This is a genomic window from Streptomyces sp. NPDC085927 (assembly GCF_044540975.1).
In the GTDB taxonomy this organism is placed as follows: Bacteria; Actinomycetota; Actinomycetes; order Streptomycetales; family Streptomycetaceae; genus Streptomyces; species Streptomyces hirsutus.
This window is the reverse complement of the sequence record NZ_JBITSN010000020.1, coordinates 64,524-88,635: the sequence shown is the minus strand read 5'-3', so window position 1 is coordinate 88,635 and position 24,112 is coordinate 64,524. Positions and strand designations below refer to the sequence as shown.

Annotated in this window: 19 protein-coding genes and 5 pseudogenes; 12 read left to right on the top strand and 12 right to left on the bottom strand. The window is 69.2% G+C overall.

The features are described 5' to 3' along the window. Positions 1 to 120: pseudogene (locus ACIF80_RS33885) on the top strand (rhomboid family intramembrane serine protease); the annotation flags it as partial. Positions 121 to 1,098: 978 nt separating this feature from the next. On the opposite strand, the pseudogene ACIF80_RS33880 reads toward ACIF80_RS33885, so the two are convergent. From ACIF80_RS33880 to ACIF80_RS33860, 5 genes and pseudogenes are all read right to left on the bottom strand, one after another. Then, positions 1,099 to 1,215, bottom strand: a pseudogene (locus tag ACIF80_RS33880) (4-hydroxy-2-oxovalerate aldolase); the annotation flags it as partial. A 100-nt stretch (positions 1,216 to 1,315) separates the two neighbouring features. Beyond that, the gene (locus ACIF80_RS33875; RefSeq protein ID WP_399811875.1) at positions 1,316 to 2,302 is read right to left on the bottom strand and encodes an ABC transporter substrate-binding protein; all 987 of its coding nucleotides are present in this window, start codon (positions 2,300 to 2,302) and stop codon (positions 1,316 to 1,318) included. Between the two features lies 1 nt (position 2,303). Beyond that, entirely contained in the window at positions 2,304 to 3,179 is an 876-nt protein-coding gene (locus tag ACIF80_RS33870) for an alpha/beta fold hydrolase (protein WP_399811873.1), read from the bottom strand. A gap of 19 nt (positions 3,180 to 3,198) precedes the next feature. Further along, positions 3,199 to 3,456 carry a hypothetical protein gene (locus ACIF80_RS33865; RefSeq protein ID WP_399811870.1) on the bottom strand — a complete coding sequence of 86 codons (258 nt, stop codon included), beginning with the start codon at positions 3,454 to 3,456 and terminating at the stop codon, positions 3,199 to 3,201. Then, a complete protein-coding gene (locus ACIF80_RS33860) occupies positions 3,453 to 4,271 on the bottom strand; it encodes a hypothetical protein (RefSeq protein WP_399811867.1) in 819 nt (272 codons plus the stop codon). The genes ACIF80_RS33865 and ACIF80_RS33860 overlap by 4 nt, the downstream gene beginning before the upstream one ends. A 417-nt stretch (positions 4,272 to 4,688) precedes the next feature. Between ACIF80_RS33860 and ACIF80_RS33855 the strand changes: the two genes are divergently transcribed. The 4 genes and pseudogenes from ACIF80_RS33855 to ACIF80_RS33840 all read left to right on the top strand — a co-directional run. Beyond that, on the top strand, positions 4,689 to 5,291 hold the full coding sequence (locus ACIF80_RS33855) for a TetR/AcrR family transcriptional regulator (protein ID WP_399811865.1): 603 nt from the start codon (positions 4,689 to 4,691) through the stop codon (positions 5,289 to 5,291). Positions 5,292 to 5,517: 226 nt separating this feature from the next. Beyond that, positions 5,518 to 7,641, top strand: a complete 2,124-nt coding sequence (locus ACIF80_RS33850; protein WP_399811862.1) for a hydantoinase/oxoprolinase family protein — start codon at positions 5,518 to 5,520, stop codon at positions 7,639 to 7,641. Between the two features lie 2 nt (positions 7,642 to 7,643). Further along, positions 7,644 to 9,830, top strand: coding sequence for a hydantoinase B/oxoprolinase family protein (locus ACIF80_RS33845; RefSeq protein ID WP_399811859.1), 2,187 nt, complete (start codon positions 7,644 to 7,646; stop codon positions 9,828 to 9,830). 587 nt (positions 9,831 to 10,417) lie between these two features. Then, positions 10,418 to 10,879: pseudogene (locus ACIF80_RS33840) on the top strand (rhomboid family intramembrane serine protease); the annotation flags it as partial. An 829-nt stretch (positions 10,880 to 11,708) separates the two neighbouring features. Here the strand turns inward: ACIF80_RS33840 and ACIF80_RS33835 are convergent. From ACIF80_RS33835 to ACIF80_RS33825, 3 genes and pseudogenes are all read right to left on the bottom strand, one after another. After that, positions 11,709 to 12,086, bottom strand: coding sequence for a hypothetical protein (locus tag ACIF80_RS33835; RefSeq protein ID WP_399811880.1), 378 nt, complete (start codon positions 12,084 to 12,086; stop codon positions 11,709 to 11,711). A 127-nt stretch (positions 12,087 to 12,213) separates the two neighbouring features. Then, positions 12,214 to 12,600: pseudogene (locus ACIF80_RS33830) on the bottom strand (ISAs1 family transposase); the annotation flags it as partial. An 83-nt stretch (positions 12,601 to 12,683) separates the two neighbouring features. Next, positions 12,684 to 12,953 (bottom strand): annotated as a pseudogene (locus ACIF80_RS33825) (transposase family protein); the annotation flags it as partial. A gap of 417 nt (positions 12,954 to 13,370) precedes the next feature. On the opposite strand from ACIF80_RS33825, the gene ACIF80_RS33820 reads away from it, so the two are divergent. After that, a complete protein-coding gene (locus tag ACIF80_RS33820) occupies positions 13,371 to 13,676 on the top strand; it encodes a winged helix-turn-helix domain-containing protein (protein ID WP_399811857.1) in 306 nt (101 codons plus the stop codon). Then, entirely contained in the window at positions 13,673 to 14,200 is a 528-nt protein-coding gene (locus ACIF80_RS33815; protein WP_399811854.1) for a transposase, read from the top strand. Before ACIF80_RS33820 ends, ACIF80_RS33815 begins: the two co-directional genes overlap by 4 nt. Positions 14,201 to 14,238: 38 nt before the next feature. On the opposite strand, the gene ACIF80_RS33810 is transcribed toward ACIF80_RS33815, so the two are convergent. Next, positions 14,239 to 15,090 (bottom strand): hypothetical protein, encoded by an 852-nt coding sequence (locus ACIF80_RS33810; protein ID WP_399811852.1) that lies wholly within the window; start codon positions 15,088 to 15,090, stop codon positions 14,239 to 14,241. A gap of 148 nt (positions 15,091 to 15,238) precedes the next feature. Between ACIF80_RS33810 and ACIF80_RS33805 the strand changes: the two genes are divergently transcribed. The 4 genes from ACIF80_RS33805 to ACIF80_RS33790 all read left to right on the top strand — a co-directional run bounded on the left by ACIF80_RS33805 (position 15,239) and on the right by ACIF80_RS33790 (position 20,447). Then, positions 15,239 to 16,099 carry a VOC family protein gene (locus ACIF80_RS33805; protein WP_399811849.1) on the top strand — a complete coding sequence of 287 codons (861 nt, stop codon included), beginning with the start codon at positions 15,239 to 15,241 and terminating at the stop codon, positions 16,097 to 16,099. 98 nt (positions 16,100 to 16,197) lie between these two features. Continuing rightward, complete coding sequence (locus ACIF80_RS33800; RefSeq protein ID WP_399811845.1) at positions 16,198 to 17,013, top strand: phytanoyl-CoA dioxygenase family protein; 816 nt, start codon at positions 16,198 to 16,200, stop codon at positions 17,011 to 17,013. 54 nt (positions 17,014 to 17,067) lie between these two features. Beyond that, entirely contained in the window at positions 17,068 to 19,047 is a 1,980-nt protein-coding gene (locus ACIF80_RS33795) for an FAD-dependent oxidoreductase (protein ID WP_399811843.1), read from the top strand. Next, on the top strand, positions 19,044 to 20,447 hold the full coding sequence (locus ACIF80_RS33790) for an MmgE/PrpD family protein (RefSeq protein ID WP_399811840.1): 1,404 nt from the start codon (positions 19,044 to 19,046) through the stop codon (positions 20,445 to 20,447). Before ACIF80_RS33795 ends, ACIF80_RS33790 begins: the two co-directional genes overlap by 4 nt. Here ACIF80_RS33790 and ACIF80_RS33785 read toward each other — a convergent pair. Genes ACIF80_RS33785 through ACIF80_RS33775 form a run of 3 tightly spaced genes read right to left on the bottom strand, consistent with a single transcriptional unit; the run spans position 20,437 to position 23,734 of the window. Then, positions 20,437 to 21,426, bottom strand: a complete 990-nt coding sequence (locus ACIF80_RS33785; protein WP_399811837.1) for an ABC transporter substrate-binding protein — start codon at positions 21,424 to 21,426, stop codon at positions 20,437 to 20,439. The two genes, ACIF80_RS33790 and ACIF80_RS33785, sit on opposite strands and share 11 nt — an antisense overlap. 20 nt (positions 21,427 to 21,446) lie before the next feature. Then, positions 21,447 to 22,655, bottom strand: coding sequence for an FAD-dependent oxidoreductase (locus ACIF80_RS33780; protein ID WP_399811835.1), 1,209 nt, complete (start codon positions 22,653 to 22,655; stop codon positions 21,447 to 21,449). Continuing rightward, positions 22,652 to 23,734: a cupin domain-containing protein gene (locus ACIF80_RS33775; protein ID WP_399811832.1), complete on the bottom strand. Its 1,083-nt coding sequence runs from the start codon at positions 23,732 to 23,734 to the stop codon at positions 22,652 to 22,654. Before ACIF80_RS33775 ends, ACIF80_RS33780 begins: the two co-directional genes overlap by 4 nt. A gap of 134 nt (positions 23,735 to 23,868) precedes the next feature. Here ACIF80_RS33775 and ACIF80_RS33770 point away from each other — a divergent pair, with 134 nt between their 5' ends. Further along, positions 23,869 to 24,096: a hypothetical protein gene (locus ACIF80_RS33770; RefSeq protein ID WP_399811830.1), complete on the top strand. Its 228-nt coding sequence runs from the start codon at positions 23,869 to 23,871 to the stop codon at positions 24,094 to 24,096. Positions 24,097 to 24,112: the final 16 nt, after the last annotated feature.

Here is a 24,112-nt window from a genome sequence, read left to right as displayed (position 1 = left end):
GCCCACGTGGCCGGTTTCGTCGTGGGCATGCTGATCGCCTGGCCCCTCAAACCGGGCACTCCCCCACCGCCCGAACCGGGCGGCATCCTCTTCGGGCGGCAGACCCGACGGGGCTGGTAGGCCGCACACCAAGGGCCGGGCAGCACAAGGAAACCTGGAACCACTTCGCATAGGAGACGTTTACATTTCCGGGTCGGCCGTCGATTGTTGATCGATTCAACCACCTGCATATTTTGCCAAATTTTTGAGCCTCTGACAGGACTCATGCTGACCCATTGCTGGCCTTCCTGACGCCCCATCAGACAGAGAGCGTCCCACAGGAGTCACTCCGAGCCCATTCATCACGGCTCGGAGTGGAGGCCCCCAGGGGCTCACAGCCGAGTCCGACAGGGCCCCCGAGCGCCCTACGTCGAAGGTGCCGCATCACGAGGCGGCGCGGAGCATGGCCGGAGTTCCCCGGTTGGCCAAACCGGCGTTACTCCGCATCATTCTCCTACCTCGACCAAGCCGGTCATCCGTCTTGACGAATGACCCTCGGGCCCCGATGGGTACCTCACCGAACAGAGAAGAGATGCCGATGCACACGGGACGGAACCGCTCCGAGAAGACCCCTCGGCCTCATTCCGCTGGGGGCAGCAGCTCCGCTGTGGAGCCCATACTCATGGATACTTCCGAGCTCGCAGCCATGATCAACATGTCCTAGAGCTGGGTATCCAGAGAAGCCCGAAAGCTGGGGCTCAAGGGCTACAAGCTTGGTCGGGGCAGAAACGCGAAGGTCCAGTACAAGAGGTCCGATGTCTTCAGATGGCTGGAACAGCAAAAGCTGCGCTGACGTACTGACAGCCACGGGCACGAGCAGGCCCAATTCTTCGAAGGCAAGGCCAAGGAAGAGGCGGGCTCAACCAACCGACGCCCCAAACGCTGGCTGTCAGCGGTTCGCCCTGGTCTGCAAAGCCGGGATCGCGGCGATCTTGGCCGCGTCAAGGTGGTTCCAGAGGATCTCCAACTGGCTTCAAGCCGCTTGACAGGCGACAGGAGCATCGGCGGTGGGACCGGCCCCGCCAGGTGCCGACGGGGCCCGGCACCGGTCGCTCCTGGTCAGCCGACGGGGCGAGACGCCGCGAGGTCGAGGGCGATGTCGGTGATCATGTCCTCCTGGCCGCCGACCATCCCCCGGCGCCCGACCTCCACCAGGATCGCGCGGGTGTCGAGGCCGCGTACGGGCGAGCATGCGGTGGAGTTCGTCCGGGGGCCTGGCGCGGCCTCGATGGGCCGATCGTCGGTGGGGCCCGCCGCTGGGCCGGTGGGGCCAGGATCAGACCAGGGTCGACTCGAGGGTCTCCGGCGCGAAGAGTTCTTCGGGTTCGAGCGGGCGGGCGGCGAGCCCCTGGTCGTAGGAGTAGCGGAGGAAGGTGCGGAGTGCCTCGCGGTTGGCCTCGAGTCCGTAGGGCCAGAAGTCGTCGCCCAGGATCGAGCGGGTGCGGTCGACCTCGTCGAGCAGCCACGGCAGCATGTAGCGCAGCGCGGCGGTCTCCGCGAAGTTCTCCTCGCACAGGCGCTTCGCCTCGGCAAAGGCGTCGTACAGGGACCGCGCGAGCCACCGGTGGCGTTCGTAGACCTCGCGGCGCAGCACGACGACATGCATGATCGGGAAGATGCCGGTGCGCCGGAAGTAGGCGGCCTCGGCTGGTCCGGCGGGGTCGAAGAGCCTGCGCACCCGGCCGTCCCCGACGGTGAAGGAGCGCGGCTCCCGAGGTGTGTAGACGGCGTCGATCTCGCCTGCCGCGAGCAGGTCGGACAGCGTCTGGTCCGGGCCGATGGGCCGCACGGTGACGCCGGACGGCAGGTCGACCTTGAGCTTCTCTGGCCGCCCCGGGTCATGGAGGCCACCGGTGCGGTAGGTCACCGACTCCACCGGTACGCCGTGATCGTCGGCGAGGAAGCCGCGGATCCACACGTTCGCCGTCAGCTGGTACTCCGCGATGCCGACCTGCTTGCCGGCCAGGTCCTGCGGCTTCTCGATCCCGGACGTGGCAGAGACATAGATGCCGCTGTGCCGGAAGAATCGCGAGGGGAACACGGGGATCGCGACGAACGGCGCCTCACGGGTGAGACCGATGACGTAGCTCGACAGCGACATCTCCGCCGCGTCGAACTCCTGGAACCTGGCCATGCGGAAGAAGGTCTCCTCCACCTGCTGCGGCAGGTAGGTGAGGTCCACTCCGGCCGGACGGACCCGGCCGTCGCGCAGGGCCTCGGTCCTGTCGTAGCGCTCGCACGCGAGCGTGAGAGGGATGCTCATGTCACTTGTCCTTGGTGAGGAACGCGCCGACGATCTTGTTGAACTCCTCGGGCTGCTCGAACATCGGCCAGTGGCCTGCGCCGTTGATCATCGCGAACGAGCCGTTGGGGAGGAGCTCCGCAGCACGCCGCCCCACCTCGGCCGGCGTGGTCGGGTTGTGGTCCGACCAGAGGACCAGCGTCTCGTGCTCGAGGGCACGCAGGTCTGCCTCGGTGAGCAGGTACGGCCGGTTCGCCTCGCCGGGCGCCTCGGCGACGAGCTTAGGCATGGCGGCCTGGCTGTCGGGCAGGGTATAGATCCGGTACCGCGCCTCGACCAGCTCGTCGGTCACCGTGGCGGAGTCGAGCATCAGCCACTCGAGGCGGGTGCGCACGCTCTCCCGGGTGGGCGCGGCCAGGGCACGCTGGGTGACGGTGCGGACCCGGTCGCCGACCTCCTTGCTCTCCTGGGCGCGGGCGTCGTCGTCGAGAAGGATGCCGGCGCCGGTGACGTGGACCAGCTTCCCGACCCGCTCGGGGTAGGTCTTGGCGGTGTGGAGCGCGATCCACCCGCCGAGGCTCTGGCCGACCAGGTGGGCCTTCTCGATACCGAGCGCGTCGAGGAACGCGATCACATGGCGGGCGAAGAGCGGACAGGAGTACTCGACGTCGGTGGGCTTGTCGGTGAAACCGTGCCCGACCACGTCGATGGCGTGGACGTGCAGGCCCTGCTCGGCCAGCGCCACGACGTTGCGCGTCCAGCCCTCGACATGGCCGGTGATCCCGCTGAGCAGCACCACGTGCTGGTCACCGGTTCCCGCCTCCAGAGTCCGGGTCCGCCACGGGCCGGCCTGATGAAATCGCACCTCGGCGCCGAGCGCATCGGTCCACAGTGACATGTCCGTTCCTTTCGCGATGTCAGCCGCGCAGCCCGCGGTCGTGGGTGTAGAGGTCCGGGTTCGGGACGCCGGCCGTGACGAGCAGCGTGCGCATGACGAGGGGGTGGACGCCCAGCTCGACGAGCGTGGACGCGTCCAGGTCGAGCACGGCCGTGCGCTCGGCCTCGGTGAGCGGGTACTCGGCGAGGAGGTCGTCGGGGTCCGCGAGCAACCGGGCCCGCGTGGTCTCCTGGCGCTCGACGTCCCGTACGAGACGGTGCAGGGCGACGACGCTCATGCGGTCACCGCCAGTTCGACGATGCCGATGCCGGTGACCCAGGCGTGCATCGGTGCGTAGGCCAGCAGGCGGCCTCCCGAGGACCCGGCACACGCCGCGGCGACGATCCAGGTGCGGATCTCGAGGGCGCCGTTCCCGGCGTCGGCATCGATCTGGTCGTCCGTCATGGCGAGGACGGGGTCGAGATCGCCGGACTCGATGAGCTCCAGGAACCGGCGGTCCCATGCCTCGTTGATGTCACCGGTCCGGGGCACGCCGACCCAGTGCGAGACGCCGCCGGTCCCGATCACGGCGACCCGCAGGCCCTCGGGCAGCCGCTCGATCGCCTCACGGAGCGCGGAGCCGAGATCGCGGCACCGGCGCAGCGCGGGCAACGGCGGCGTGTTGCAGTTGACGAAGAAGGGGATGATGCGGCGCTCGTCGAGGCCCAGCCGCTGGACCGGGACCGTGAATCCGTGGTCGAGCCGCATGTCCATGCTGCGTGCCACGTCGAACCCGGCGGCCACCAGCTCGGTGTGGAGCGTGAGGGCGGCCCGCTCGTCGCCGCGCACGGTGCGGCCGGGAATGCCGTGCTCGTTCCAGGGCTCGTGCTGGTCGGCGGCACCGATGCAGAAGATCGGGTAGTTCTCCAGGCCGAACGTCTCGTAGTGGTCGGTGGCGATCACGATGACGACGTCCGGATCGGCCGCTTCGAGAGCGGCCGCCATGTCCTGCCATGCCCGGTCCAGGCGCGGGCTGTGCTCGGGATGCGCGTCTGGGTTGCGGATGATCCCGCTCACGTGCGATGTCGCGCCGGCGTACACCAGTGTGCCCATCGTCCTCACTCCTTCCGTCCACCTGCGGAGGTCGGCTCGGGGAGCGGATCCCCGAGCTCTGCGAAAGGTGCCATTAACACGACTCCACGTCAAGTGGATCGCCGCAGTGTATCTTTACTGGACACTCTGTAGCGCGATCTCTGCGGGGACGACATGTGAGCCGGCGACACTCGGCCGCGCCGGAGCCCGGTTCCCGACGGCTCCCCCGAACCGGCGCCTGCTCGCGGATCGACGTCGGGCGACGCGACGGCCTCGGGCGGCGGGGCGGGCCGATCGCGGGCCGCAGTCGCCCCCGGACACGGCCGCCCGGTCGGTCACGCAGCACCCATCGGGGCAGGTAAGGCCCGGCGCCTCCGTGGATCCGCCCTGCGGTGCGAGGCGTCCAGGACCCCGACCGGCCTCCGATACGCTTGCCTCATGTCGAGCCTGCGTACCGCCCAGAAGCAGATGACCCGGAGCCGGTTGCTGGCCTCCGGAATCGAGCTGTTCCAGAAAAAGGGGTACGCCGCGACGACCGTCGACGACATCGCTGCCGGCGCGGGCGCAACCCGCTCGACGTTCTATCTGCACTTCGCCTCGAAGACCCAGCTGATGATCGCGCTGATCGACGAGATCAACGACAAGGTCGTTGCCTCCGACGTACCGCGGCTCACCCAGGTCGTCGCGACAGGAGACCGCGACCAGATCCGCACCTGGCTCTCCCGCCGCTTTGACCAGTGGCCCGAGATAATGCCGTACGTCACCGCCGGCCATCAGGCGGCCGGAACCGACCCCGAGATCGCGGCGGCGGTCAGGAGGTGGCTGGAGAGCGCGGTCGACGAGATCCACGCGGGCTTGGACCAGGCCGGCCGATTCGCCCCGGCCTCGCGCCGCGTCCGCGCCGTGCTGGCCTTCGGCCAGGTCGAGTTCCTGTCCCGCCGCTGGTTCTCCGAGGGCTGGGACGAGTCCGTCGACCGCGACGCCACCCTCCAGGCCCTCACCGACACCTGGCACTACCTCCTACTCGAGCCGGCCGCCTGACGCCTGCCCCGATCAGCCCCTCGGCACTGCCGAACCACCGAAGCCCCGCGGACTTGGTCCGCGGGGCTTCGGCGTGTCCGAACCCGGGCGATCGAACACCGCGTGACTCCGCCGGAACATACAAATCACACTGTCGTGCCGGTTGACGAAGCAACCATTCAATAGACAGCATGTCCACTCACGGGTCCCTGTGGCCCGCGACACTGTCCACAGAGAGGTGAAAACAGTGGGCTATTTCGTCGGCATCGACATAGGTGGGACCTTCACCGACGCCGTACTTCTCGACGACCAGGGCGTGGCGCGGCTGCTGAAGACGCCGACGACCCTCGACGAGCCGGCACGCGGCGTGAACCACGCGCTCGCCCTGGCGGAGCGTGAGCTGGAGCTCCCCGAGGGCTCGCTCCTGGGCCGGGTCGGCTACTTCGGCCTCGGCACCACGGTCGCGACGAACGCGCTCATCGAGCGCAAGGGCGTCAGGACCGGCATCATCACGACCAAGGGCTTCCGCGACACCCTCCTCGTCCAGCGAGGTATGGGTCACTGGGCCGGCCGGGAGACTCACGAGATCGCGCACTTCTCGCGGCGCAGGCATCCGGACCCGGTCGTGCCGCGCGGGCTGATCGAGGAGGTCGTGGAGCGGATCGACTACAAGGGCTCCGTCGTCACGCCGCTCGACGAGGCCGACGTGCGCCGCGCCGTGCGAACGCTGCTCGACCAGGGCGTCCAGGCGATCGCGGTCTGCCTGCTGTGGTCGTTCCGCGAGCCCGCCCACGAGCAGCGGGTCGCCGAGATCATCACGGAGATGGCCCCGGAGGTCCACCTCTCCACGTCGAGCGACCTGGCCCCGGTCCTCGGCGAGTACGAGCGCACCGCCACCACGGCGATGAACGCCTACCTCGGACCACACGTCAAGCGGTACATGAGCAACCTCGACACCTCACTGCGCGAGCGCGGCATGACCGGCACCCTGCGCATCGTCGACTCCGGCGGCGGGGTCATCACGCCCGAGCGCTGCGGACAGACCGCCGTCTCGATCCTCACCTCCGGCCCGACCGGCGGCGTGCTGGCCAGTGCCAAGCTCGCCCAACAGCTCGGCACGCCGAACGTGCTGACCACCGACATGGGCGGCACCTCCTTCGACGTGGGCATAATCGTCGAATACGAGCCGGTCGTCACGCCCCGGCAGGAGGTGAACGGCTACCACATCCTCAAGCCCGCGGTACAGGTGACCGCGATCGGCGCCGGCGGCGGCTCGATCGCCCAGGTGGTCGACGGGAAGCTGCTGGTCGGCCCGGAGAGCGCCGGGTCGGTCCCCGGCCCCGCCTGCTACGGGCGCGGCGGCACTCTGCCGACCGTCACCGATGCCGACGTCGTCCTCGGCATCATCGACCCGGACTACTTCCTCGGTGGGACCTTCTCCCTCGACAAGGAAGCCGCGATCCGCGCGGTGCGCGACCACGTCGCCGTCCCCCTGGGCATCGGCGTCGAGGAGGCCGCAGCCGGCATCAAGGAGATCGCCGACCACCGCATGGCGGATCTCCTGGACACCCTCACGGTCGGCAAGGGCCACGACCCTCGCGACTTCGTGATCTACGCGTACGGCGGCGCGGGCGGCGCCCACTGCCACAGCTTCGGCGCGGAGCTCGGCTGCCAGTCGGTGATCGTCCCCTCGACCGCGACCGTGCACTCCGCGTTCGGCGCGGTGATGAGCGACCTGCACACCATCGCCGAGCTGTCCGACCCGATGCACTCGGTGAGCTGGGAGAACGCCTCCGACGTCCTGGACCCGGAGCGGATCACCCGCAATCTGCGACGGCTGGAGGAGCAGACCGTCGCGCAGCTCACCGAGTCCGGTGCGGCGCGTGACCGGATCGAGCTGCACCGCTCGGCCGAGGTGAAGTTCCGCATGCAGGCCAAGAGCCTCACCGTGCCGGTCCCGGCCGGAGACCTCACCCGCGAGTCGATCGCACAGCTGCTCGACTCTTTCCTGCGGCAGTTCACGGAGACCTACGGCAGCGAGGCCGTCTTCCTCGGTGCGGGCGTCGAGATCGTCTCGCTGCGTGTGCAGGCCCGCGGCCTCCTGGACAAGCCGGACATCAAACGTGTGGTCAGCGGCGGCTCGGCGATCAGGGACGAGGGCCCGCGGAGCCGGCAGATCTACCTGGGCCGCGAACTCGGCTGGACCACCGCCGCCGTCGTGCGCGGGACCGACCTCAAGGAGGGCGACGTGCTCACCGGCCCCACGGTCGTCGAACACCCGGGCACCACGATCTTCATCGGCCCCGGCCAGACCGCCAGGATCGACCACCTCGAGAACACCGTCATCACGACCAGCCCGAAGGGAGTCTGACCATGGCACTGGCACCTGACCTGAGCATCGCCACGCTGGACGTCGACCCGGTGACCTACGAGGTCATCCGGCACCGCCTCATGGCCATCGTGGCGCAGCAGTCCGCCGTCCTCAAGAACGTCTCCGGGTCGCCGCTGGTGACCGAGGCCAACGACTGCAACACTGGCCTCTACCTGCCCGACGGGCAGATCGCCGCCATGGGCCCGCACATCGTCTTCCACTCGGGCTCGATGGAGCTGGTGGTGTCCCACATCATCGCTGACTGCGCATCGAACCCCGGGATCAACGACGGCGACGTCTTCATCACCAACGATCCGTACAAGGGCGCCCTCCATCTCCCCGACGTCACCATGCTGGAGCCGGTGATCCATGACGGCGTCCGCGTCGGCTGGGTCGGCTCGTGCTGCCACGTCCTCGACATCGGCGGCATGACACCGTCGAGCTGGTGCCCCGATGCTACCGAGAGCTACCAGGAGGGATTGATCCTGCCGCCGACGAAGCTCGTCGAAGGCGGCACGATCCGCAGTGACGTCTGGCGGCTCATCCTCTCGGCCTCGCGCCTGCCGGCGAACCTCGGCCTCGACCTCAAGGCCATGATCGCGGCGAACCATCACGCGAAGCGCGGCCTGCTGCGGCTCATCGAGCGCTACGGCGTCGAGACCGTGACCTCGGTCATGCACACCATGCTCGACACCTCCGAGACCGCAGCCCGCAAGCGGATCCAGGCCCTGCCCGACGGCGTCTTCCGCGCGCGGAACTACTTCGACCACGACGGCCGCAAGAACAGCCTGACCCGCATCGCCGTCGAGCTGACCAAACAGAACGACGAACTGGTCTTCGACTACGCGGGGTCCAGCCCCCAGATGCCCGGCATCTACAACTGCACCCGGTCCGGTCTGCTCGGCGGTGTCTTCGCCTCGGTCCTGCCGGTGATCGCCCCGGACATCCCGTGGAACAGCGGCATCATGCGCGCCATCAAGGTGCGGGCCCCCGAGGGCACTGTCGTGAACGCGAAGCACCCGGCCCCGTGCGGTGCCGCCACGGTCGGCGGCTCCTACATGGTCAAGAACGTCGCCCATGCCGTTGTCTCCGCCCTCGCCGGCACCGATGACGCAACCCGCGGCGAGGGAATGGCCGGCACCACCGGTTCCATCCCCGTATTCCACCTCGGCGGCCGCAACCAGTACGGCGAAGGCTTCGGCGGAGCCGTCACCGAGGCACTCGCCGGCGGCGGCGGCGCGACCGCCGGAGCCAACGGGATCGACTACGCCGGCCCGCACGAGATCCTCTCGTACCAGATCACCAACGTGGAGGGCGACGAGGCGACCTTCCCCCTGCTGTGGCTGCGCCGCGAAGTGAACACCGACAGCGGCGGCGCCGGACGGCAGCACGGGGGCACCTCGCTCAGCGCCGCCTTCACCGTGCACGACGTCGACTTCGTACACGGCGTACTGATGTGCCACAGCCTCTCCATGCCCTCCACCTCCGGGCTGCACGGCGGCTTGCCGGGCTCCACCCACCGGGTCTCGGTGTCCCGCGGCACGAATGTCGCCGACGCGCTCGCCACCGGTGCGGGCTGTACGGGAATCACCGCACTGAGCGGTGAGGTCACCGACTACGCCGGCACCCCCGGTGAGCTCCTGCTGCACCCCGGCGACGTCCTCGACTGGTCCTTCCACGGTGGCGGCGGCTGGGGCGACGCCCTCGACGCCGACCCCGCCGGCGTCCTCGCCGACGTCCGCACCGGCCGCATCTCCACCGCGGCCGCCGAACGGTACTACGGCGTGGTCATCACCGACGACGCCCTCGACACCGCGGCGACGCAGGCCGCCCGGGAACGGCAGCGCGCACAGCGGCGAGCCTGGCCGCGAACCCGCACGGCGGACCTGCCGGCCGTGGCGGCGGACGCCCCCCGACGCCTGGTCGGCGACCGACTGGTCGTCACGGAGGCGGTGGACGAGACCTCGGTACTCGGCTGCACCTGCGGCGAGCTTCTCTCACCCGCGTCCGAGAACTGGAAGGAATTCTCCTGTCGGTCGCCGCTGTCGGCCGACGACCTGGGTGCGAAGGTGCGGCTGCACCCCGAACTCCTCGCCGAAGGCTTCGCCTGCCCGGGGTGCGGTTCCCTGCTGGCGGTCGAAGTGCGCTGGCACCGGGACGAGCCGCTCCACGACCTCCAGATCGGCTGAGCCAGGCGTAAGTCACGCCACCCTGCCTCTGGCAGTGCGCCGGCGCACTGCCAGAGGCAGGGTGCGTGTCCGCGCGAGCCGACCACGTCCGCCTCGACCTCGGCAAGACGCGGCGCGCCGTGGGTCACGCCGCTCTTTGTCGCATGATGCAGCTTCAGCCCCGACACCCTCCCCTCCTCGGCTCGGTGATCAACAACACTGGTCGGGTGGCCCGAGGGAGTCTCGCCCCGGGCTCCCACAGAACGGAGCGTGACAGTCTCCCGTCACTCCGCCCTTGTCACTCTGATCACCAGAAGCACGGCATCCATGCCCAGTGGGCGAAGAGCCTGGGGTGCCAGCTGGTGATGCGCCGCCAGCACCGGTGGGCTGCTTTGAACGGCTGGAACCGTTTGTACTTCTTGCAGATAAGGAGCCCATGTCGCGGGCGAGCCGACGAGCCAAGGAGCGACACCTTCCGGAGGACGAGTGAACCAGCGGACCCGGTCCCGCTGACGCGCCCCGCGGTCGGCAGGGCGGGGCCTCCCGCTCGCCACTTGCTGACCACTTGCTGACCCAGGGCTCAGCAATCACGCCTGTGACCTGCACTGATGTCCACCCTTCAGATCTTCGGCAACAACATCGAGGACCGCATGGGGCATGTGCGGTACCTGCTGTTCTACCTCGTCTGCGGGTACGCGGCCGCATACGGATTCGCACTCACGAACACCGACTCCACCACCCCCCTGATCGGCGCCTCGGGAGCCGTCGCCGGCGTCCTCGGCGCCTACCTGGTGCTCTACCCGAGGGCACGCGTCTGGGTCCTCGTCCCCTTCCTGATCTTCCTGCCGCTGCGGCTGCCCGCCTGGACCGTGCTCGGCCTGTGGTTCGTGCTCCAGGCGGTGTACTCGTCCGGCGCGGGCGTCACCGACGCCGGGTCCGTGGCGTACGCGGCCCACGTGGCCGGTTTCGTCGTGGGCATGCTGATCGCCTGGCCCCTCAAACCGGGCACTCCCCCACCGCCCGAACCGGGCGGCATCCTCTTCGGACGCCAGGCGCGACGACCCTGGTAGGGCCACCCGCCAGGGCCAGGCAGCGCAGGGAAAATCTGGATGACCTTACATAAGCGGCATTTGCGCTCCCGGGCCAGCCGCCAGTCGTTGAACGATTCAACCACCTACATGTTCTGCCAGATCTTTGAGCCTCTGGCAGGGCTCATGCTGACCCATTGCCGACTTCTCTGACGCGCCGTCAGGCGAGAAGCGTCCCCCGCGAGGGTCGCACCGAGCCCGTCCATCACAGCCCGGAGCGGATGCCCCGGGGGCTCACAGCCAAGCCCGACGGGCCCCGAGCACCCCATGTCGAAGGTGCCGCATCACGAGGCGGCGCGGAACATGGCTGGAGTTCCCCGGTTGGCCAAACCGGCGATACTCCGCATCATTCTCCTACCTCGACCAAGCCGGTCATCCGTCTTGACGAATGACCCTCGGGCCCCGATGGGTACCTCACCGAACAGAGAAGAGATGCCGATGCACACGGGACGGAACCGCTCCGAGAAGACCCCTCGGCCTCATTCCGCTGGGGGCAGCAGCTCCGCTGTGGAGCCCATACTCATGGATACTTCCGAGCTCGCAGCCATGATCAACATGTCCTAGAGCTGGGTATCCAGAGAAGCCCGAAAGCTGGGGCTCAAGGGCTACAAGCTTGGTCGGGGCAGAAACGCGAAGGTCCAGTACAAGAGGTCCGATGTCTTCAGATGGCTGGAACAGCAAAAGCTGCACTGACGTACTGGCAGCCATAGGCACGAGCGGGCTCAAATCTTCGAAGGCAAGGCCAGGAAAGAGGCGGACTCAACCCCATGACACAGGGCTTCGGCAAAGTTGCTCGATGCCCGATTCGTGATCACGTGAGTCCAAGGAAGGTGTGCGGTCGGCGGACGTCGCGGGCGTTGTGCCGAAGGGCGGAAGCGATGCTGGTCTTGCCGGCCATGCGGAGGGCTCCGATGGCGAGGTTGCGCCAGGTCGCCATGGCGCGGGGTGCGGCGCCTGTCCGCAGCTGGGGGGCGTCTTCGGCGAAGGTCACGTCGCGGATGTGGTGGAGGACCTCGATCTTCCAGTGATCGCGGATGAGCGCCGCGAGCTGGGCCGGAGTGGCCTGCTCCGCGGTCAAGTCGGTGACGGTGTAGACGGTCTTGATGCTGACCTTGCCGGTCTTCCGGTCGACTCGGCGACGCTTGAGCTGCACAACCTGAAGCGCCCCGGGGAAGAGCAGGTTGTTCACGGTGCACACCTTGATCCTGGGGGTTGGCCCCTCCGGGGAGGATCTCGCCGCGGCCATGGCCGGTGCCGCGGGTGCGGCCCTGCAGCGGGATCCGCTTCCAGGGAAGGGACTTCAGCTGCTTGCGGAGCTTCTTCTGGTTTCCCTTGACGATCACGATGTAGTGCGCCGCCCGGCCGAGCAGGTACTCGGCGTGCTCGCACTGGGTGTGCATCGCATCGCTGGTCACGACGGTGCCCGCCAGGTCGGCGACGGTCTTCAGCAGTGGCTGGAAGCAGGTGATTTCGTTGGTCTTCTCGCCCACGTCGAGCTGTGCCAGGACCAGGCCGGTGGTGTGCTCGCAGGCGGCGAGCAGGTGGATCTTGCGCCCGGTCGCTTTGGCGGCGCCGCGCAGGCTCTTGCCGTCGACCGCCAGTCCGCGCAGTTGGCCGTCGGTACTGGTGCGCCGGTCGGCCAGCCAGCGGCCCACTGTCTGGTCCAGCGCGTCGCCATCGATGCGGCCCAGCAGTCGCCGCACCGTTGTTTCCGCAGGCAGAGACCGTTTCGGGAACAGCGGATCGGGGCGTACGCCGAGGCGTTCCACAGGACCGAGGAGGGGGCGTCAGCGATCCACTCGCCGACCGCGAGCAGGGAGGTCGCTCCGGCCAGTACCGCGCACGCGGTCAGCGCAAGCACAACGACCAGAGCGTGCCGCACGCCTCGCGGATCTCGCGGGTCGGGCACCTCGGCCGGCCGCTCCAGCAGACCCGGGACCTCCTCGGCCACGGCCTCGGGGTGCTCGCGGAGTTGGTCAAAGGCAGGCGGGATCGGCGATGACGCGTCGGCAGGCACGGTCTTCCAACTCGGGTCACGGGGCGTAGAGAACTCCATGATCCACAGGCGCCGTGCCCGCTCTGTGTCCGGAGCCCGCCGCATGATCAAATCGGGCGAACGCGACTCTCCCCGGGGCCTTTTCCCTGCAGGTCACGCCGATATAGGCCGGCAGTCGGATGCTACTGAACTTGATTGGGTGAAGTCGGGTCGTCTGTCTGACGGTTGGGTGGCGGTTCCGGTAGGTCTGTGCGGGTGAGATACGCGCAGGGCGGTGGGCTGTCCGACGCCGGGAGGGCCGCGCGGGAGCGTATCCGGCTGCAGGCCGTGGAACGCTTCGAGCTCGGGGAGAAGAACAAGGGACATCGCCGTCGCACTGCGGGTGTCGGAGCGGTCGGTGGAGCGCTGGCGGAAGTCCTGGCGTGAGTGGGCCTGTCGAAGGGGTCACCGGGCCGCCCAAGGCTTACGCCGGCCCAGATGGAGCGTCTGGAGCGGAAGCTAAAGCGTGGTCCGCTCGCGCACGGCCGGCCGGATCAGCGGTGGACGCTGGCGCGGATCAGGGCGCTGATCGGCCGGCTGTTCCACGTCTCGTACACCATCGAGGGCACCTGGCTGCTGCTGAGGCGGCACGGCTGGTCCTGGCAGCAGCCCGCCCGGCGGGCGATCGAGCGGGACGACGAGGCGGTCGAGCTGTGGAAGAAGGAGGTCTGGCCGCAGGTAAAAGACAGGCCGCGGCCCGGGTTGCGTGGATCGCCTTCGAGGACGAGGCCGGGCAGTCGATGACGCCGCCCAGGGCCAGGACCTGGGGCCGGGTCGGCCGCACGCCGGTGGTCAGGGTCCGCGGCCGGGGCAGTGGCCGCCTGTCCATGGTGGGCATGTGCTGCTTCAAGCCGGGGTCCCGGTCGCGGCTGATCTACGGGCTGCGGGAGTACCAGGGCCGCAGGGGCGGGCCGAAGGGCTTCGGCTGGCGCGACTTCTGTCGCCTCCTGGTCCGGGCCCGGATCCAGCTCGGCGGCCCGATCGTGCTGGTCTGGGACAACGTACGCCTCCAACTCACCCGCGACATGCGGGAGTTCATCGAGAAGAACGCCGACTGGCTGTCCGTGTTCCAGCTGCCCACCTACGCGCCGGACCTCAACCCGCAGGAGGGCATCTGGTCGCTGGTCAAGCGCGAGATCGGCAACCTCGCGGCCGCCGGTCTCTCCCAGGTCACCCGGGCCGTCAGGCGCAGGCTCGAGCAGATCCGGTACCGGCCCGACGTGGTCGACGGCTGTCTCGCCGGTACCGGCCTGACCATGAACGACTGACCGACATCACGAATTCAAGTTCAGTATCGTGACGCAAGTCAGCTCGCGGGCGTCAGGGGCTCGAACCCCTCCTCATAGCTGCCCTGGCCGTGGCTGACCCGCACGGTTCCGAAAGACCCGGCGGTCAGCGTCGCGGTGGCGTCCGGTGCGAGCTCGAGAGCACGCCCCTCGCATGGCAGGACCACGACCTCACCGGGTTGGACCGGGCCGAACAGCGCGATCGAACGACGCAGCGCATGGGCGAGCTGCGTCCACGTCCCCGCAGACAGCCAAAAACGTCCCGCGGCGGTGTCCGTCGCCAGGTCGAGCCCGATCGAGGCGAGGTCTACGCCCGTGGGAGCGAGCCAGGTGTCGGAGACGACGACATGCCCCGCGTGCGCGTTGTCCGCGATGCGCTCCAGCGTCGTCGAGGGCTCGTCGATGACGGTCCGCCGACTGTTGACCACCAGCGCTGCGTACATCCCTGTGGCGGCGGCATGGATCTCAGGCACGGTGACGTCGAGGTGGTGCAGCGGGGTGCCGATCCGGATGGCGAAGGCACCCGTGACCAGCGGTTGGACGAGCTGGTTGCTCGGGATCACCGCTCCCGAGCCGTGCACCGAGCCGCTGAGGTAGTAGCCACCGACAGCGACCGCCCCGTCCGGAGACTCCGGCAAGGACACCGCCCGCCCGGCCACACGGCAGCCCTCGTCCGTGGCTCGCCGGAAGTTGAGTGACGCGACTGTCTCCGCGCCTTGTTCGGCGTACGGCTCCAGCAGGGCGGTGACGCCTCGGGCCGGACGTCCGGTCAGGTCGGCGTTGAGGAGCATGTTGGCCGCGCGTTCGAGGTCGGCGTGTTTCCGGGTCTCGTCCCACGGCGGCGGCTGCGTGGTCTGAGGGTTGGCGGGCATCGGCACATGGTGTCCCGGCATGTGGTTTGGGTCGCTGTATGCGGTTTCACGCAGTGGCACCACAGGAATGAGCGATGCGCGTGACCGGCACCACACTCCGAGAAGGCATGCACAACGGCCTGGGACCTGCATGCAACGAGGAGGAGAGATGAGACGCATCCGCGAGTTCGGATACCTGGTCGCGACCGTACGCGACATCGACGCCTGGAAGGTCTTCGCCGGCGATGTGCACGGCATGCAGATCGTCGAGCACACCGAGGACCGGCTGAAGCTCCGGCTCGACGAACGCAGTTGGCGCATCGACCTTCACCGGGGCGAGGTCGAGCACATCGACGCGGTGGGCTGGGAGGTCCGGGGTCCGGGCGACATCGAGGCAATCGAAAAGAAGTTGCGCGATCACGGCTACACCCCGCACCGCGCCACGACCGAGGAGGCCGCCTCCCGAGAGGTCACCGACTATCTCGCCTTCGAGGACCCCGATGGCAACGGCGTCGAGGTCTACTACGGCGCCCGGCGCGACCAGACGCCGTTCATCTCGCCGACGGGCGCCCGCTTCGTCACCAAGAACATGGGCATCGGCCACGTGATGTTCGCGGTCAGTTCCTCGGTCCCCTTCCGCGAGCTCTACCTGGACATCTTCGAGCTCGGGCTGAGCGACTTCATCGACATCGGTCCCGACCCGGGAACCTTCCTGCACTGCAACCCGCGCCACCACTCCATCGCCTTCGCCAACCGGCCCGGCGTCGCTCCTCGCCTGGGCCACCTGATGGTGCAGGTCGACGACATGGACACGGTCGGACGTGCGTACGACAAGGTCCTCGACGGGGCCGCCGCACTCGGCTCGACGCTGGGCAAGCACACCAACGACGAGATGGTCTCCTACTACGTCAAGACGCCGTCGGGCTGGGAGATGGAGTACGGCTACGGCGGCCTGGAGATCGATGAGGAGACCTGGGTCCCCGGGCGCTGGAGCGCCGCGCACTTCTGGGGCCACAAGCGGGTCGGCTGAGCCGTACGTGCGGCAAAAGAATGAGTCATTCGGTTGACCGGATGAATTCCATCTGGTGTTCTGGTCTTACGGAACTACGCATGAATAGGGGCTCATCCATGACTGCAACACTCGCCGAGTCCCGCGTCGAGGACTACCGACGCGACGGCTTCCTCTTCCCGATGCGCGCCATGAGCGCCGAGCAGGCGGCGTCCTACCGGGCTCGGCTGGAGGCCTTCGAGGCCGAGCACGGGCCGCAGGCCGGCCCTGTCCTCCGCTCCAAGTCCCACCTGGTGCTGCCCTGGGTCAACGAGATCATCCGGCTCGACCCGGTGCTGGACGTGGTCGAGAGCATCATCGGCCCCGACATCTACTGCTGGGGCTCGTCGTTCTTCATCAAAGACCCGCACCACCCCGGCTTCGTCGCCTGGCACCAGGACGCGCCGTTCTCCAACATCCCCGCGGGCGGGGAGATGCTCACCGCCTGGATCGCCCTGGCTCCCAGCATCCCCGAGAACGGCTGCCTCAAGGTCGTGGCCGGCACGCACACCGAGCAGGCGCCGCACTCCTTCGTCGAAGGCACGGACAACCTGCTCTCGCAGGGCCAGGAGATCGCCGTCGAGGTGAACGAGGACGACGCCACCTCACTCGCCCTGGAGCCGGGGGAGTTCTCCCTGCACCACCAGTTCATCTTCCACGGTTCGGCCCCGAGCCGCTCCGACCAGCGCCGCGTCGGCATCGCGGTGCGCTACATGGCGCCGTACGAGCGCGAGGGCGAGCCCACCGACTACGCCACGCTCGTACGCGGCGAGGACCCGTACAACGCCTTCATCCCCGAGCCCGTCCCGTCCTCCGACATGGACCCGGCTGCGGTGGCCTACCGCAACGACCAGCTGGTGCGACTCCACGGTGACCGCTACCGGACCACGATGTGACGCGCCTTCGGACGACGTCGTAGGACCTCACCGCGTAAAGGACGGAAGACCCCCATGCCCGACGCTGCCTACAGCCGCCTGCTCTCCCCGGTCACGGTCGGGAGCTTCACGATCCCGAACCGGATCATGCTCACCACGCACAACCCGAAGCTGAGCGAGGAGCGCTACCTCAAGTACCTCGAGACCCGAGTGGCCGGCGGCGTCGGGCTGGTCGGGATCCCGGTGCTCCACGAGGCCATCTCCACCCTCGCCTTCGTGGACACCGGGCACCTCGACCATGTCGGCGTCCACGACATCGACAACGGTCCGGACGCCGAGACCGAGGAGGGCGACGCCTACTACGACGAGCGCCTCCTGCCGCCGCTCCGGGCTCGCGCCGAGATCGTGCACCGGCACGGCGGGGTCGCCTTCGGCCAGGTCGCCAACCGGGGCGCGATCCGGCTGCCCGAGACGTTCCAGGCGATGGTGTCTCCCAGCGGCCTGCCCGACCCACAGGTGCGAGCCCAGCCGCACGAGCTGTCCACCAGCGAGGTCAAGCGGGTCGTGCGCCTCTTCGCACGTGCGGCCTCCCGCGTCCAGCGGGCCGGCCTCGACGGTGTCGAGATCCACGCCACCCACGGCTACCTGATCGAGCAGTTCCTCTCCCGCACCACCAACCGTCGCACCGACGAGTACGGCGGCTCGCTGGAGAACCGGACACGATTCCTCGTCGAGACGATCGCGGCGATCCGCGAGGCATGCGGCCCCGACTTCCCGATCGCGATGCGGATCAGCGGCCACCAGGCCGAGACCGACGGGCTCACCACCGAGGAGATCTGCCGGATCGTCAAGGCGGTCGAGAAGGACCTCGTCTACGTCAACATCACCGCCGGCACGATCATGGCGCTGCACGACGGGGTCGTTCTCCCGTACGTCGCCTCCACCCTCTTCGAGCCAGGCTTCAACGCCGAGGCCGCAGCGGCCGTCAAGGCCGCCGTCTCGATCCCGGTGGGCCTGACCGGCCGGATGAACAGCCCCCAGCTGATGGAGCGGCTCCTCGAAGAGGGCGTCTGCGACCTGATCGGCACCACCCGGGCGCTGCTGGCCGACCCCGACTTCATCCGGAAGACCGCCGGCGGGCGTGCCGACCGGATCCACCGATGCATCGGCATCAACGAGTGCCACTACCCCGACCGGGCCTCCTCCTGCCCGGTCAACCCCTGGGCCGGCCGGGAGGACGAGCTCGACCTGCCCGACCCCGTCCGCCGCAAGAAGGTGCTCGTCATCGGCGGCGGCCCGGCCGGTCTGATGACCGCCAGGACCGCCGCTCAGCGCGGGCACGACGTCGTGCTCGCCGAACGGTCCGACCGGCTCGGCGGCAAGATCGCGACCCTCGTGAGCGACCCGTTCCGCAAGGAGATGGCCAACCTGCTCGGCGACCTGGTCCGGGAGGTCCACGAGGCGGGCGTCGAGGTGCAGCTCGGCCGCGAGGTCGGGCCCGGGGACATCGCCGCGTACGGTGCCGACGCGTTGGTCGTGGCCACGGGCTCGGTGCCCGACATCCCCGACATGGCCGGGATCGACGACGTGCCGGTCTACTCCGGGCTCTCGCTGCTGGAGGAGGACCTCGACCGGATCGGTGACCGGGTGCTGGTCGTGGGCGGGCTCAACGACCACGTCGCCCCGCTGGCGGCGGCCGATTACCTCGCCCAGGCGGGCAGGAGCGTCACGCTGATCTCGGAGTGCCTGCTCCCCGGGCAGAGCGCCGAGCCGTCCATCCTCCACCTGCTCACCAAGCGGCTCCACGAGAAGCAGGTCGACATCCGGCCGGTCACCCGGTTCCACAAGGCGGGGGTGGAGCCTGAGCTGCGCGACGTCTTCAGCGGCCGGATCAGCTCGCTCGGGCAGGTCGACGCGGTGGTCTTCGTGACCACCTCCACACCGGTGCCCTTCCCCGAGACCGCCGGCGAGTTCTATCGCGTGGGGGACGCCCTGGCACCCCGCCGACTGGTCCACGCGACCCTCGACGGTGCCCGCACGGGGAGCCGGATATGACGGCGCCCGCCCCCTCCGAGGTCACGGCGGCGATCCTCGCCGCCGTGACGCGCACGCGTTTCGAGGACCTCCCCGCGGCAACCGTCCGGCACGCGAAGCAGCGGATCACCGACATCGTCGGGTGCGTCATCGGCGGTGCGGACACCGCCGGCAGCCCTGAACTGCGCAGCCTCCTCGTCGCTCGGGGCGGAAGGCCCGGCGCCACGGTCCTGCCCGGCGGAGAGCGCCTCCCGACCGCCCCGGCCGCGTTCGCGAACGCCATCGCGGCCCGCGGCAACGACTTCGGCGTGCTCATCCCCTACATCGGCACCACACCGGTCTGGTCGCACATCTCCGAGTCCACCGTGCCGGCCGCCCTCGCGATGGCGGAGAGCACCGGCGCGTCCGGTCGTGAGCTGATCACCGCCCTCGTTCTCGGCGACGACCTGGCCGCCCGGCTCACGGCGGGAGCGACGTACGTCCCCGGAGCCGGATGGGACAGTCCGGGGCTGGTCAACAAGTTCGGCGTCGCAGCGATCGCCGGCAGGCTCCTCGGCCTGGACGAACTCCGGCTGCGCGACGCGTTCGGGATCGTGCTCCACCAGCTCGGTGGCACCTTCCAGGCGATCGACGCCGGCGCCCACACCTTCAAGCTGGCCCAGGGCCTGGCCGCCCGCGACGGCATCGAGGCGGCGGAGCTCGCGGCTCACGGCTGGACCGGCAGCCCCGATCCGTTCTTCGGTCCGAACGGCTACATCGACATGTACTGCGACGGCGTCGACCTGGACGTCGTGGCGGACGGTCTCGGCGCCGTCTTCCACGGTGACGCGACCTTCAAGCCCTATCCCTCATGCCGCTTCACCCACTCGGCGATCGACTGCGCGCTCGAGGTCGCCGCCCGGCTCCGTGAGGCCGGCACGGACGCCGGACAGATCGGCCGGATCCACCTCGACGTCGCGCCGATGCACGTCGACTCACCGCTGGACCAGCCGTTCGCCCCCGGCCGGAACCCGCAGGGCCACGCGATCTTCAGTCTGAGGTACGCCGCGGCCAGCGCGCTGCTCCGCGGCCGGGCAACTCTGGCGGAATACACCGAGGAGGCGGTCGGCGACCCCGCCGTCGCGGCGCTGGCCGACCGCGTCTCGATCACGGGTGGCCGTCCGACGGCGACCCCCGAGGCAGCGACTCTCACGGTCGGGCTGCGGGACGGTACGTCCCTGACCGCCGGCCGCGACACGGCCACGGGCAACCCGCTCTCGTCCCCGCTCAGTGCGGCCCGGATCGAGGCCAAGTTCCGTGCCAACTGGTGCTTCACCGGGATGCTCGAGCCGGCCCGTGCCGACGACGCCCTCGAACTGCTCGGCCGGCTCGACGAGGTCGACGACCTCGCCGAGCTGACGGCGATCCTGGTCAGACCGTGAAGCCGGCGGCGGTGGTGGTCTGGGCGAAGAGCTCCTCCGGGCTCCACTTCCGCTTGGCGAGTCCCTGACGCCTGGAGTAGCGCAGGAACGTCTCCAGGGTGTGGCGGTTGGCCTCCGCCCCGTACTTCCAGAAGTCCTCGCCCATCACCTCGACGGTCTCCTCGAGGTGATGGGCCAGCCACGGCAGCATCAGCTTGAGCGAGCTGCGGTACTCGAGGTCCTCCCGGGCCAGGGCGAGCGACTGCTCGAACGCCTTGAAGAGCGACAGCGGCACCCACGGGTTCGTCTCGACGACGTCACGTCTGATCGCCACCACGTGCATGATCGGGAAGATCCCGGTGCGCCGGTAGTAGTCGGCCTCGACCGCCTTGTAGTCCGGAAAGAGCCGGGTCACGTCGGGGCTGGTGTGGAAGCTGGACGGCGTGCTGGCGCTGAAGACCGCGTCGAGCTCACCGGCCGCGAGCATCTGCGAGAGCGTCTGCTCGGGACCGATGGGCCGCACGGAGATGCCCTCGGGCAGGTCGAGCCGGATCTTCTCGCTGCGGCCCCTGTCCTCGACGCCTCCGGTGAAGAACCGCATGTCCTCGACGGCGACGCCGTACTCGTCCTCCAGCATGCCGCGCTGCCAGACACCCGCGGTGATCTGGTACTCGGGCAGGCCGACGCGCTTACCCCTCAGGTCGGCCGGTGAGGCGATGCCGCTGTTGCGGTTGACGAACATCGACTGGTGCCGGAAGTAACGTGACGGGAAGGCGGGGACGGCGACGAACGGCGCGCCCTGCTCCAGCGTGAGCACGTACGACGACAGGCTCATCTCGCTCAGGTCGAACTCGTGGTGCTTGATCTGGCGGTGGAAGATCTCCTCGACCGGGAGGGTCAGGTAGTTGAGGTCGATGCCCTCGGCCCGCACCCGTCCGTCCTGCAGAGCGCGCAGGCGGTCGTAGTTGGTGGCCGCGAAGGTCAGGTTGAGCTTGCTCATCGGAGGATCGTCAGCCGCCTTCAGCTCTTGGAGTAGATGTCCATGTGGCCGGGCACCCTCGGCGGTGCGACGCCGTCGGTGCCGTAGAGCCACTGGGCCAGGGAGTAGTCGTTGTCGGCGAGCGTGCCGAGGTAGGCGTCGCGCAGGATGGCGCCGGCGCCGCCGAGGTGGACCATCTCGCCGAAGAACCGGGTGTTCTCCTGCACCGCGCTGGTGCGCGGGTAGCGGATCTCCTCGTACTTCGCGAGGGCGGCCGGGACGTCCGCGGCGCCGCTTCCCAGAGCGTCGGCGAGCACGACCGCGTCCTCCATGGCCTGACCGGCGCCCTGCGCGAGGTACTGCCGCATCGGGTGCGCGGCATCGCCGAGCAGGGTGATGCGGCCGTCACTCCAGCCGGCCATCGGCTTGCGGTCGAACTGCACCCATCGGGTCTCCAGATCGAGAGTGTGCAGCGACTCCTTGATGTGGTCGCAGGTGTTCGCGAACCGCTCGAAGAGCTCCTCGCGGGTGGCCCATTCCTCACTGCCGGGTGCCGCCGTGCGGCTACGGAAGGAGAGCACCCGGTTGAGCAGCTCGCCGCCCTGGACGGGGTACTGCATGAGGTGGATCTCGTCGCCGGCGAAGAGCATGACGGCGTCCTCGGTGCCCTCCGGCCGGGGCCCGGGACCGCGGTAGATGACGTACTCCGACCGGATCGGCTCGGAGTCGTCCAGCGTCAGCCTGCGTACGGCCGAGCGCAGGCCGTCGGCGCCGATGACGGCGTCGCCCCGATAGGTGCTGCCGTCGGCGCACCGGACGTGCGCGGCGGTGTCGGTCTGCTCGACGGCGACGACCTCCTTGCCGGTCACGACCTCGACGTTGCCGGTGGCGAGGGCGACCTCCAGCAGCGCGTCGAGCAGGTCGGCGCGGTGGATGACGGTGTACGGGGCGCCGTACCGCTGCACGAACTCCTTGCCCATCGTGGCCTGGTAGATCTCGTTGCCCGTGTAGATGTCGCGCAGGACGAAGCGGTGCGGGAGAACCGCGGTGCGCAGGACGGCGTCCATGACGCCGAGGTCCTGGAGGACGCGTCCGGCGTTCGGGCCGAGCTGGAGGCCGGCGCCGATCTCCTTGATCTCGGGGGCGCGCTCCAGGACGGTGACCTCCATCCCGCGCTTGGCGAGGGCGACGGCGGCGCTCACGCCGCCGATTCCCCCGCCCACGACGACGATCGTGCCAGGTGCGGTCATGACTGCTCCTCCCGCTCTTCGCGGTAGAGCCCGAACGGCTCGTACAGGGGTCGGTCGTTCATGCTGAAGAGAACCGCGTCGGTTCCGTCGTCGGCGACGTGCCGGTACGTCGACCAGGACGGGATCGCGAGGAAGTCGTGCTGCTCCCAGTCGAAGCGCTCGCCGTCGATGACCGTGTGGCCGGCCCCCTCGACGGCGCAGAAGATGACGCTCGAGGTGTGCCGGCGCGTGATCGAGGCGTTGCCGGCGGGCACCAGGTGCATCCCGCAGGTCATCGTCGGAAGGACCGGCCCGCCGGTGAGGGGGTTGGTGAACTCCAATTCGACCCCGTGCTCCGGGGAGCCCTCGTCCACCCGCAGTTTGGTGAGGGCCTCCTTCGTCGCGGCGTACGGGTATTTGGTCAGGGGCGAGTGCAACGTCCCGGAGCGGGTGCCGTACGGAACCATCCCGGTGCCGTACCGGTTGGTGCTCGCGTCCTCGGCCTGGGTGAGCGGCTGGAGCTGCTTGCCGGGAAAGTCCTCGTAGAACTGGGCGTTCATCGTCTGCACGAAGGGGACATCGAGCGCGTCGAGCCAGAGCATGGGCTCGTCGCCGTCGTTACGGTGATCGTGCCAGGTCCAGCCGGGGGTCAGGATGAGGTCGCCCGGGTTCATCAGCATCGGCTCTCCCTCGACCATGGTGTGGCCGGAGCCGGAGAGCATGAGCCGGATCGCGGACGGCGTGTGCCGGTGCGCGGGGGCTGTCTCGCCGGGCAGGACGAGTTGGTAGCCGGCGATCATCGTGTGCGTGGTGCCCTTGCGGCGCGCGGGGTTGACGGCGTTGAGGGCGCGGCGATCGGACTCACCGCCCAGGTCGACCGCCGTGGCGGCCTCGTCCATGAGCGCCATGACGTCGCGTCGGTGCCAGACGTGGGGAACGTCGGTGACCACCGGCTCCGGAGCGTCGGTGCCGGGGACACGCCACAGGGGGGCGAGATGGGCCTCGCCCAGACGCCCGTAGAAGGCGGCGTCGGGTTCTCCCGGAACCGCGAAGTTCGGACCGGTGCTCGCCGCTGCACGGCTTTCGGCTGTCGTACTCAAGCTGTTCCTCCAGAGGTGGGGAGGGTGGTGCCCAGAAGAGTCCTTCGTGTCGCGGGGAACGAGCCATGCGGCTGTGTCACCAGGTGGCATCGCGTTCAGGTGGGCGTGCTGATCGGTGCCTAGGCTCCGCAGGGGTGCCTCCGTCCACCGATCTCACCGGGACCCGCACCGGGAAGGAACCGTGCACGGCGGTGTTCCTCGGTGCTGTCGGGGCCCTGAGCGACGGGGCACTCGCCGAGTCGTCCCGCCTGCCCGGCGACGGCGTCGTCACCGGCCGGATCGCCCCGGGCCACGCGGCGGCCCTCGTCGCCCGGCCGGCCGGGCGCGCCTCGACAGGTCCCGGGCCCGGGTCCTGGATCTGACCCCACTCACACCAGC

Excerpts from the sequence above, each read along its gene's own strand:
- ACIF80_RS33875 (WP_399811875.1), bottom strand. The coding sequence starts at position 2,302 with ATGAGCATCCCTCTCACGCTCGCGTGCGAGCGCTACGACAGGACCGAG.
- ACIF80_RS33870 (WP_399811873.1), bottom strand. The coding sequence starts at position 3,179 with ATGTCACTGTGGACCGATGCGCTCGGCGCCGAGGTGCGATTTCATCAG.
- ACIF80_RS33865 (WP_399811870.1), bottom strand. The coding sequence starts at position 3,456 with ATGAGCGTCGTCGCCCTGCACCGTCTCGTACGGGACGTCGAGCGCCAG.
- ACIF80_RS33860 (WP_399811867.1), bottom strand. The coding sequence starts at position 4,271 with ATGGGCACACTGGTGTACGCCGGCGCGACATCGCACGTGAGCGGGATC.
- ACIF80_RS33855 (WP_399811865.1), top strand. The coding sequence starts at position 4,689 with ATGTCGAGCCTGCGTACCGCCCAGAAGCAGATGACCCGGAGCCGGTTG.
- ACIF80_RS33845 (WP_399811859.1), top strand. The coding sequence starts at position 7,644 with ATGGCACTGGCACCTGACCTGAGCATCGCCACGCTGGACGTCGACCCG.
- ACIF80_RS33820 (WP_399811857.1), top strand. The coding sequence starts at position 13,371 with ATGGAGCGTCTGGAGCGGAAGCTAAAGCGTGGTCCGCTCGCGCACGGC.
- ACIF80_RS33815 (WP_399811854.1), top strand. The coding sequence starts at position 13,673 with ATGACGCCGCCCAGGGCCAGGACCTGGGGCCGGGTCGGCCGCACGCCG.
- ACIF80_RS33810 (WP_399811852.1), bottom strand. The coding sequence starts at position 15,090 with ATGCCCGCCAACCCTCAGACCACGCAGCCGCCGCCGTGGGACGAGACC.
- ACIF80_RS33805 (WP_399811849.1), top strand. The coding sequence starts at position 15,239 with ATGAGACGCATCCGCGAGTTCGGATACCTGGTCGCGACCGTACGCGAC.
- ACIF80_RS33800 (WP_399811845.1), top strand. The coding sequence starts at position 16,198 with ATGACTGCAACACTCGCCGAGTCCCGCGTCGAGGACTACCGACGCGAC.
- ACIF80_RS33795 (WP_399811843.1), top strand. The coding sequence starts at position 17,068 with ATGCCCGACGCTGCCTACAGCCGCCTGCTCTCCCCGGTCACGGTCGGG.
- ACIF80_RS33790 (WP_399811840.1), top strand. The coding sequence starts at position 19,044 with ATGACGGCGCCCGCCCCCTCCGAGGTCACGGCGGCGATCCTCGCCGCC.
- ACIF80_RS33785 (WP_399811837.1), bottom strand. The coding sequence starts at position 21,426 with ATGAGCAAGCTCAACCTGACCTTCGCGGCCACCAACTACGACCGCCTG.
- ACIF80_RS33780 (WP_399811835.1), bottom strand. The coding sequence starts at position 22,655 with ATGACCGCACCTGGCACGATCGTCGTCGTGGGCGGGGGAATCGGCGGC.